The 9,931-nt window shown below is 48.7% G+C and carries 7 protein-coding genes; 1 reads left to right on the top strand and 6 read right to left on the bottom strand.

The features are described 5' to 3' along the window. Positions 1 to 465 (top strand): hypothetical protein (locus VN105_RS09720; protein ID WP_325640278.1); only part of this gene is annotated, 465 nt, incomplete at its 5' end. A gap of 61 nt (positions 466 to 526) precedes the next feature. Here VN105_RS09720 and VN105_RS09725 read toward each other — a convergent pair. From VN105_RS09725 to VN105_RS09750, 6 genes are all read right to left on the bottom strand, one after another. Then, entirely contained in the window at positions 527 to 1,123 is a 597-nt protein-coding gene (locus VN105_RS09725) for a short chain dehydrogenase (RefSeq protein ID WP_325640280.1), read from the bottom strand. 218 nt (positions 1,124 to 1,341) lie between these two features. Next, entirely contained in the window at positions 1,342 to 2,199 is an 858-nt protein-coding gene (locus VN105_RS09730; protein WP_325640282.1) for an AraC family transcriptional regulator, read from the bottom strand. A gap of 24 nt (positions 2,200 to 2,223) precedes the next feature. Further along, complete coding sequence (locus tag VN105_RS09735; protein ID WP_325640284.1) at positions 2,224 to 3,396, bottom strand: acyltransferase; 1,173 nt, start codon at positions 3,394 to 3,396, stop codon at positions 2,224 to 2,226. Positions 3,397 to 3,467: 71 nt separating this feature from the next. Then, positions 3,468 to 5,252, bottom strand: coding sequence for a RagB/SusD family nutrient uptake outer membrane protein (locus VN105_RS09740; RefSeq protein ID WP_325640286.1), 1,785 nt, complete (start codon positions 5,250 to 5,252; stop codon positions 3,468 to 3,470). An 11-nt stretch (positions 5,253 to 5,263) separates the two neighbouring features. Next, positions 5,264 to 8,674, bottom strand: coding sequence for a SusC/RagA family TonB-linked outer membrane protein (locus VN105_RS09745; protein ID WP_325640288.1), 3,411 nt, complete (start codon positions 8,672 to 8,674; stop codon positions 5,264 to 5,266). Positions 8,675 to 8,773: 99 nt separating this feature from the next. Further along, positions 8,774 to 9,760 (bottom strand): FecR family protein, encoded by a 987-nt coding sequence (locus tag VN105_RS09750; protein ID WP_325640290.1) that lies wholly within the window; start codon positions 9,758 to 9,760, stop codon positions 8,774 to 8,776. Between the last annotated feature and the right edge of the window lie 171 nt (positions 9,761 to 9,931).

Below are 9,931 nucleotides of genomic sequence, written 5' to 3' on the forward strand. Positions count from 1 at the left end.
ATTTATCCGCACGGACTTTCCAAAGAAGAGAAAGCGGCTGAAGATAAAATACTGGTGGCCCATCGTATGGAATTACTGAAGAACATGACCAAAGAGGATCATCTCCGGGCAGATCTATTGCAGGTTAAATACCAGATGGAAGATGTTATTGAATCACCGGAATATCACGGTACCATGAATTTCGGCCATTTCCTTTCCGCCTACATCCGCGCTGTACAAAAGAAACAAAAAGAGTTTGCGGCAGAAATCAGCATTGATGAAACCCGTTTAAGCCGTATTATTCACAATAAGGAGTTTCCTAATGATGAGCTCTTTATCCGGCTGGAACTGCATTCAAATAACACCATACCTGCGCTTAGCTGGTTCCTGCTGGCAGAGAAAGAAAAGGCATATAATATCAGCACTAATAAGGAGCTGAGGAAGCGGGAGAAGAAAAACGTGCATAAAACGATCGCAAAGCGATAGTTGTTTCAGTTTCATATATCAGCAGGTTACTATTCCGTTGATAATAACCTGCTGATACAGATCAATGTATTTTGATCACCTGCCCGGTGCCCGCTCCGAGTATACTCTTAATATATCCATTCACCACCTGTTTCATCGTTACGGGAATGTGCCCGGGAAAGTAAGGGAAATACCCGGGAGAGTCTTCCACTACGGTTGGGCTCACAGCATTAATGCGAACGCCGTTTTCCAGCTCAATGGCAGCTGCCCGTGCAAAAGCATCAATACCACCGTTAGCTACCGAAGCATTGGCCCCGCTCAGTACCGGGGCTTCCGTAAGTGAGCCGGAGGTTAAAGTGAATGAGCCTTTGGGATTGATGTAATGCTGCCCGATGAGCACCAGGTTGATCTGCCCCATTAGTTTGCTATGGATACCAATGTTGAACTCTTTGTCGGTGGTCGTTTTCAAGGGACCGAAATAAGCATCTCCCGCCATAGATACCAGTGCATCAAATGAACCAGCCTGTTTGAATAATTTTTCAATAGAGGCAGGAGAGGTAATATCGGCCTGGATATCGCCACTTTTAGAGCCTACCTTAATTATTTCATGATCCTTTTCGAGAGCGCTTGCCACGCGTTTTCCGATTGTACCGGAGGCCCCTACGATGATAATTTTCATATGCCTTGCTTTTGTTTATTAAGAGAAATTACATTTATTGTTGTTGAATATGAGATTTTCCCGGACATGCTCCGGTGGATAAGAGAATGTTCCCGCATCTCCCCGGCCCAGGATTGATTCATGTTCCTTTTTTATGTTAAATGGAAAGCATTTCATCTTCACAAAAGTACACCGGTAAGCAAATGCAGGAATAGGACAAAAATGCAGTTATACAGGACTTATCTGAAATTGTGCCTGAATGCCTCCGGGGAATGCCCCGTACGCTTTTTAAAGAACCTGATAAAATAGGAAACGTCTTCATATCCCAGTCGCCAGGCCACCTGGTTTACCTGGTCGGAGGTTGCCAGCAGCGATCTTTTTGCTTCCAGTATGATATGCTCATTGATAACCTCCGAGCAGGTTTTTCCCAGGGCAGCTTTTGTGATGGCATTGAGCTGGTAGGGCGAAAGGTTTAACATACCTGCATATTCAGCTACCTGCTTATGTTCAAAGATATGTGCTTCCAGAAGCGAGAGGAAATCATCCAGCCGTTCCTGCACATAAAGGTTATTGCTCCGGGGCGCGGCGTTGTTATTGTCGCGTAGCAATTCCACAAACAGGATATACATACTTGCTTTCATCACTTCCTGGTGCCGCTCCTGTTTGGCAGTGTATTCCTGGAAAATGGATGTGAGCAGGGCAAACAGTTTCTGAAATTTAGCAGCGCTGAATTGATAGTGATTAATATGACTGGTTTTGCACAACAACTTATTGGACGCCTTATCCCGGGAAGTGTAGAATGCGCCGTGAAACTGCATCAGGAAGCCCGTGCTTCCGGCTTTCAGCACTAGTTGATGCACCTGCCCCGGGTGTATGAAGAAAACGGAATGATCACCAACCGGGTAAGAGGTGAAGTCAATTTCATGGGTGCCTTGACCTTTTTTTAAGGCAAGCAGGTAAAAGAAGTCGTGGCGGTGAAGCTCCTGTATCATGTCTTTCCCTGCAAGCATGCCTTCCACATCGCGGATATGGAAACTGTCGGACAGCTCCGGCGCTATTTCTGCTGTATTAATATGCCTGACTGGTATTCCTTCCATACAAAACTATATTTATCAAAGGTACTACAAATACCTTTTTACCACCGGGATCTTCCTTAGTAGTGATACCGTTCCCCAGCTCAGCGTGGCCGATGCTACAAATGTAACCAGGAACTTGGCAAAGGCAGGTAAGGGTACATCCAGCAAATAATACTGGCACCATACAATAAAAATATAATGCACCAGGTAAATACCGTAGGCATTGGCGGAAAGAGATGTCCACCAGGCGTTTGTTTTATTCAGCAGGCTTTTGAAGGCGGTTAAGAAAGCAATGCAGCTCATGGTGCACGACAGTATCCATACCGGCCTGTAAATAAGATTGGCCTGTTGTTCACTGAGTTGTTGCTGTTGGATCATTTGCACCAGCGGGGCTTCGCTGCACTTCAGCGTGGCATATATCACCAAACAGCTGATCACCCACAGCGGCCATCTTTTTACAAACGCCACGTTGTCTGCAAATATACTGTTGGCAAGTCCCGGTGCGCCTATCACTATTCCCAGCAGGAAGTAGCCCGCGTATAGCAGCACCCTGCTCACCTGGAAATCGAAAGGGCCGATGCCCGTCCATGCGTAAGGCGACACAAATTGTATGACGGGGATATAAAGCAGCAGGGTATATGCATACCACAGCAGGCATATTTTTACCGGCAACTGCTTTTGCGCTGTAAGGAAATTGCCTGCTTTAGCCACCGCGTTCTTTACAAACGGATAGCATAAAGCAAAAACAAGGTTAAAGGCGAACAGTACCCAGATGAACCAGGGGGGACCTACCGGCCATGCTTCTACCGTAAAAAAATCTATCACATAAGCTTTCACGTTGTGTTGCCCGGTTGCCAGCAGGAAAGAAGGGTAGTAGGCAATCAGCATCAACAGGGTAACGCTGGCCATAAAGGGAATGAACAGCCGGTAAAACCGGTCGCGGATAAATATGGCCACGGTTTTGTTTTGCAAACTGTTCATTACAAAAATGCCGCTGATCAGGAACATCAGCGACATAAAAAAGATATCGTTAAAATCTTCGAAGATATCCAGTCCTTTCCACCGGGCGGTATCCACTACCGGGTTGGTAGAAAGGATATAGGCGGTTTTATTGAAGGAAGCAAACGTGGTATATGCCAGCGACGAATGGTGGGCTACCACCAATAGCGTAATGAATGAGCGCAGGTTATCTATCCAGCTGTTCCTGACCAGGGCCATATGCATACTTTGCTTTACAGACGGAAGATAAAGCAAAAAGTTGCAGGGCAGGCCCTGCAACTTTCCAGTTTTTAATATCCCGGGTTCTGCACAATTTTCGGATTACGGTCTATCACATCCTGTGGCACAGGGTTCAGGTACATTTTAGGAGTAAACACATGTGGGTGGTTTAACGGCACTATTTCATATTTCCATACGCCTGCATTGTTATCAGGTGAAGTATTGGTGATCTTCATGGCATGCTTATCCACATTCATTACGGTGCTGGCGGTTTTCCAGCGGATGATATCATAGAAGCGTTTATTCTCAAAGCAAAGTTCCACTCTTCTTTCATGATAAACAGCGTTCCGCATTTCCGCCTGTGATAAGCCCGGCGGAAGATCAGGGAGGCCTGCTCTTTTACGCACCTGGTTAACGGCCTTGTACACCGTGGCATCCGGGCCGGCTGCTTCATTCTGCGCTTCTGCATATCCCAGCAGTACTTCCGCGTAACGGTAGTAAATGAAGTTGGCCCCGCTTACCGCGCCGCCGCCGGGGCGTACCAAAGGATTGAGCCGTTTTTTGAAGTAATAGCCGGTGTTGCCCACATCGTCGGTACCAAAATCGATCTGGTTTTTGGAGGGGTGTACTTTATCAATACGGGTGTAGATGGTATCGCCTTTATCCATCCAGGTCATTTTATAGGGAGCGCCGTCGTACACGATCCAGTCGTAGAAACGTTTTTCACGACCTATGTAGGGACGCTGCGGATCATAACCGGAAGTGGGATCCGTAATGGATTTGCCGTTGGCCATGTAGAACTGGTCTACCAGTTCCTGTGTAGGGCAATAGTTGCCCCAGGTGTAGTAGGCGCCATTGATCCATACAGGGCCGCCATATTGCTCAAAAGATGATCCCATAATATTGGCTACTACCTGCCTGTCCCATACCACTTCCGAATGATATTCGTTGGCTTCATACCAGATGGCGGAAGGATCGGTAAACAGTTCATATACTTTGCCATTGCCATAAAGATCAATAAACTGTTTGAAAGTAGCGGCGGCAGTGGCCCAGCGGCCGGCATCGAAGTTATTGTAGCCTGCTACTTTGTGAGGATCGTTACCGGCGGCTGGTTGTGCGGCGTTGAAAGCAGGACTGGCGGCATATAGTTCCACCCATCCTTTCAGGGCCAGTGCAGCGCCCAGGGTAGCGCGACCTGCATCTGCATCGCCCTTGTTATATTTAGGCTGCAGGTATCCGTCTTTGGCAACGGAGTCCAGCTGTGTGGTAATGAACGTTACTGTTTCCGCAAAGGTGTTCCTTGGTGCGTAGATCATGGAGCTGTCCATCGTACGCCGGTCGGCCGGTATGGTGATGATGGGCAATCCGCCGATGTGCATCCACAGTTCGCTGTAAAAGAACGCGCGGATAAACCGTGCTTCGTCGATCCGTTTGTTCAGCCATTCCGGTGAAAAATTGGCGGCGTTATTACGCACTTCGGCAATAAAGGTATTGCATTTACGGATGTTGGTGTAAATGGTGGTCCAGTTGGTGAGGTCGCCTGAGCCGGTGATGCCTCCCCATACGGTGTAATCGTTGGAGGATGCTTCCACAATGCCCTGTTTCCAGTTATAGGAGGTATAGTAGAAGCCAGCGTCGTTATCGTCGGTGAAATTGTCCAGGTTTTCCGGCTGGTTCCAGTAATTGGGCAATACATTGTAGATATCGTTGAGGAAAAGATCGGCATTGCCCTCCGTGCTCCATTGTGAAGCATCGGTGAGCTTTGTTTTGTCGGTGTTTTCCAGGAATTGTTTTTTGCAGGAGAGAATACCTGTGAGCAGTATACCGGTAAGCAATGATAATATAAAGCGGGTCATAGCAGTTTGTTTTAAAAGGTTACGTTTAGTCCGAACACCATTACCTTCTGGTTGGGATAGGCTGTTTCCAGGTCGGTGTAGCCTACTTCCGGGTCCATGAATTTCATTTTGCTGAAGGTGAGCAGGTTTTGCCCGGATACGTAGCAACGAAGGCTTTGCATTTTCATGGCTTTGGAGATATGGGCAGGAAGCGTGTATCCGAGCACCGCTGTTTTTAAGCGGAGATAACCTGTTTTCATCATCCAGAAATCAGAGTTCTGGGTGTTATTGGCGTAAGGCGACTGGTTAGCGCGGGGATATTTTGCATCCGGTGTATTCGGTGTCCAGTGGTTGTTATAGTATTCGTATGCAGAGTTACTGTTATTATTGTTAAACGGTACTGTCTGGAACCCGCGGATATTGAGGCCGGCCAGGGCTGATCCCTGGAAGAACAGGCTGAGGTCAAATCCTTTCCAGGAGGCGCTGGGAGTGAAGCCGTAGGTGATGAAGGGGTATACAGGATTACCGATAACCGTTTCGTCGTAGGAGTCTATTTTACCATCGGGTTTGCCATCCGGTCCGCCTATATCGGCATAGCGGATATCGCCGGGATGCAGCACGCCAAACTGGGTAACATTGTATCCGTCGTCGCTGTTGATGATGCCGTCGCTGTTCCTGTCATCTGCCAGTGAAAACAAACCCAGCGCGTGATAACCGAACTGCGTACCGGTGGGCCGGCCTGTTCTGCTGCGGTTAGGATTGTCGCGCGTTGCAGCTGTTTCAAATACCTGGATCATTTTATTTTTAGCGTAGCTGAAGTTGCCGTTCAGTCCCACCTGCAGGCCGTTGGAGAAGCGGTGACTGGTACCTGCGGAAATATCGATGCCCCGGTTTTCCATGATGCCCTGGTTTTCATCTGAGAGCCCCAACCCGTATTCTACCGGTACGGTTACTGCAGGCGGTAACAACATACCCGTTCTTCTTTCATGAAAATAATCCACTTCAAGTGTCAGTAACCCTTTCCATAAAGTAGCGTCTAGCCCGATATCTGTTTTGGTGGATATTTCCCAGGTGATATTGGGATTGGCTTCCCTGATGATGTTGGAGCCCTGTACCATGGCACTATTGCCAAAGGCATAGGCATTGCCATATAAATTATACCCGTTGAGATACTGGAATGCAGCGCCGGCAAGGTTGCCAGACTTACCCCAGGACCCTCTCAGTTTAAGGTAGTTCAGCGGGGAGGGATGATCTTTCATAAAGTTTTCTTCAGAAATGATCCATCCTGCGGAGAAGGCAGGGAAGTAGCCCCAGCGTTTGTCCGGAGCAAAGTAGTAGTGACCATCGTACCGGCCGGCTGCTTCCAGCAGGTACTTGTGATCGTAGATGTAGCCTACGCGGTATACAAAACCCAGCTGGCTGCCGGTGATGGTGGAACCGTTGTTATCGAAATCATTTTTGTTGGAGCTGCCCATGCCGAGTTCATCAATGTCTACGGCGAAGTTGTTGCGTCTTGCAGAGAAACCGGTGGAGTCATTTTTCCTGGCTTCCGCTACCAGCAACCCGGTGAAGTCGTGTTTGCCAAAGCTGTTATGATAGTTGAGAAATCCCTGGAAGGTGTAGAACTGGTTTTTTGAATACTCCTGGTTCAGCCAGGTGTAGGGCGCAGCGCTTCCTTCCGACGTGGAGATCTGTTTCGTATATGTGTAAGGGTTAGTAGCGGTGTTTTGCGAGTAAAAGTAAAAGGGCGTATGCCATCCTTTAATCGTATAGTCGTTAGGATCATAACTGAAAGTTCCTTTCACGCTAAGCCCTTTAATGAAAGGCAGTTGCTGTTCCACACCGAGTGTAGTGAGCAGGGAGGTAGCATTGCGGTGAGAGTAGCCTGCTTTCAGGATCCCTACCGGGGTATTGCCGGCAAACTCGCCCCAGAGGCCATTGCTGTAGTACAGGTTGGTAATGGGGATGAGTTTATAGGCGCTGCGGAACAGCTGGCCGGGTGTGGTAGCGGCATCTACGCTGTTGGTTTTTTCGATAGCGCCAATAAGCGATAACGACACTGTAGTAGTGGCTGTGGCGTTTATTTCCATATTCACATTATAGTCGTAGCGCTTATAGTTTATAGGATCAAACATCCCATCCTGCTGCAGGTAGCCCAGCCCTGCATAATACTTTATGGTATTGGTGCCGCCGCTTAACTGCAGGTTATAGTTCTGGATGGGCGCATGCATGCGTACCAGGTCTTTGGTATTGCTGATGGGATATTTGTCGGGATCTTTAGCGTTCAGGTCTGCATAATTACTGAGGAGGTCTTCGCTGAAAGGTTGTTGGGTGCCGCCCGGGTTTTCATTCATATAGGCTTCATTGCGCAGGCGCATATAATCCTGTGCATTCAGCATTTTCGGATAGTAGGTGGGCGTTTGTGCACCGTAGTAAGCATTCAGCGAGAGCGTAGGCACGCCGGTTTGCCCGCGCTTGGTAGTGATGAGAATAACGCCGTTGGCGCCGCCTAATCCATAGGGGGCAACCGCGGCGGCATCTTTCAGCACGGTGACGGAGGCAATGGAGCTGGGTGAAATTTCATTGATGTTATTACGGATGATACCGTCTACCACAATGAGCGGCGAGTTGTTACCGGTGGTGGCGATACCGCGGATGTGGATATCGGGGTTGTCTTTACCCGGCTGTCCGCCATTGGGGCGCATGCTGATGCCGGAAACATTTCCTGCCAAAGAATTGGAAATATTGGTGACCGGCGACTTCGCCAGTTCCTTTCCCTGTACGGCTGCCACGGCAGCGGTGGAGGATGTTTTCTTTTGTGTGCCGTAACCCACCACCACCACTTCGTTCAGGCCGCTGGCGCTTTCTTTCAGTACTATGCTGAGGGGGCCGGCGCCGCTTACTATTTCGGTTTGTTCATAACCTACATAGCTGAACACAAGCGTGGCGCCGGCAGGGGCCTGCAATTCAAAGTGACCATCTTCGTTAGTGACCGTACCGATATTGGTTCCTTTTACTTTTACAGACACACCGATCAGCGGATCGCCGTGTTCATTTTTTACAGTGCCGGCGAGTTTGGCTACGCGTACGTTTTCCGGCGCTATTACAATGGCGTTGTTGTCCATCACGGTGTAGCGAAGGGTGGTGCCGGTGAGGGCCTGCGTGAGCAGTTGTTCCACTGTGGCGTTTTGTGCATGGATGGATACCGGTGGTTTCTCCGGCAGGATGTCGTCGTTGTAAATCAGCCGGCAGCGTGTTTTTTGTTGAATGGTTTTCAGCACTGTTTTTATGCTGACTTTTTCCAGTGAGATGCTGATTTTTTCCTGGGTGGAGGAAGTGGCGTGTGCCGGTAAGAACCCGGTTATCAGCAGTGCCAGGGCAATGATGGCCGGCAGCCGGCCATGCAGACTTTTATCAAAAGTCCGTTGGAACTTGATTTTCATAACATGGAATGTAAGTGGGTGAAGGAAAGTAAAAGTGGGTGTTGTTTTGTAGTGATTTTATGTCATTGTAATTGTTTTTGGAAGATGAATAATGCCGTGTTAATTACTTACCAGGATCTCTTTCCCATTGACCCGGAAATTAAAGGGGCGCGAGAGCTGTAACATTTTCAATGCTTCTTCTATTGATTCTGTATCAATGATGCCGGAGAACCGCAGTTGTTCCAGCCCGGGGGATTCAAAATGAAAGGTGACGCCGTACCAGTTGTACATTTTTACAGCCAGTTCGCCAAAGGTTTCGTTGTCGAAAGCCAGTTTGTTATTCAGCCAGGATGTTCCCGGGAGGTACCCGGTGCTGTCTTTTTCCAGGTGTTGTTGCTGAAACACCCGCGTAGTGCCTGTGAGCGGTATGATTAGTTCCTCTTTAGGTTGCAGCACTACCGTTTGTTCCCGGAAGGATACTGCAATTTTTCCGCATACCAGCGTAGTAGCGATGGTGCTGTCGCCCGTATAGGCTTTCACGTTAAAAGCTGTGCCGAGCACACGGATGTTCACTTTCCCCGCGTGGATAATAAAGGGAAGCGCTTCGTTTTTCGCGATGTCAAAAAATGCCTCACCGGTAAGGGTTACTTCCCGGTGATGTTTGCCAAAGTTATTTTTTTCGTAGTTGAGCTGTGTGCCGTGGTTGAGCCAAACTATGGAGCTGTCTGGAAGTATCACCTTTGATTTTCCGCCGGGAGCGGAGCTGAGTTGTTGTAATACGGGGGTGGCCGGCCGTGCAAACTGCCATAGCGCCCATGCAGCCGCCAGGAGGGTTGCCGCTGCCGCCACGGTGGCTATCCTGCGTATCATACTGCGGTGCGGAGCGGAGGTAAGCGCCGGGCTTACTTGGTCCCATATACGCGTTTTACTGTTAGCGGAGGCGGCTGTTTCCTGCAACGGCGTATGCCAGATGGCTTCCACCATTCCGGGGGAGGCGATTTCTTCCGGGTGTTCTTTTAGTAAGGACTCCAGCTCCAACAGTTCCTTCGGCGAAATTTCACCACTGGCCTGTTTCCCGAATAATACCCATATACGATCGTTGTTCATGATATGCTGATAGTTTGACGGAAAAGCGCTTCCGGGGTATAAGACAACCGGAAAATGATTATACCCCCAAAGGGCCGGGAAATTTTTTTTAGAAGGGAAGGTTATTGGTTATCCCGGAGTGGTGATACCAGGAATGTTTTCATTTTAATGAGTTTTTTCAGGGCAATGCCT

This window comes from Chitinophaga sp., assembly GCF_035564935.1.
In the GTDB taxonomy this organism is placed as follows: Bacteria; Bacteroidota; Bacteroidia; order Chitinophagales; family Chitinophagaceae; genus Chitinophaga.

What these genes read in the sequence shown, in the direction of transcription:
- VN105_RS09725 (WP_325640280.1), bottom strand. Translation starts at nt 1,123, where the DNA reads ATGAAAATTATCATCGTAGGGGCCTCCGGTACAATCGGAAAACGCGTG.
- VN105_RS09730 (WP_325640282.1), bottom strand. Translation starts at nt 2,199, where the DNA reads ATGGAAGGAATACCAGTCAGGCATATTAATACAGCAGAAATAGCGCCG.
- VN105_RS09735 (WP_325640284.1), bottom strand. Translation starts at nt 3,396, where the DNA reads ATGGCCCTGGTCAGGAACAGCTGGATAGATAACCTGCGCTCATTCATT.
- VN105_RS09740 (WP_325640286.1), bottom strand. Translation starts at nt 5,252, where the DNA reads ATGACCCGCTTTATATTATCATTGCTTACCGGTATACTGCTCACAGGT.
- VN105_RS09745 (WP_325640288.1), bottom strand. Translation starts at nt 8,674, where the DNA reads ATGAAAATCAAGTTCCAACGGACTTTTGATAAAAGTCTGCATGGCCGG.
- VN105_RS09750 (WP_325640290.1), bottom strand. Translation starts at nt 9,760, where the DNA reads ATGAACAACGATCGTATATGGGTATTATTCGGGAAACAGGCCAGTGGT.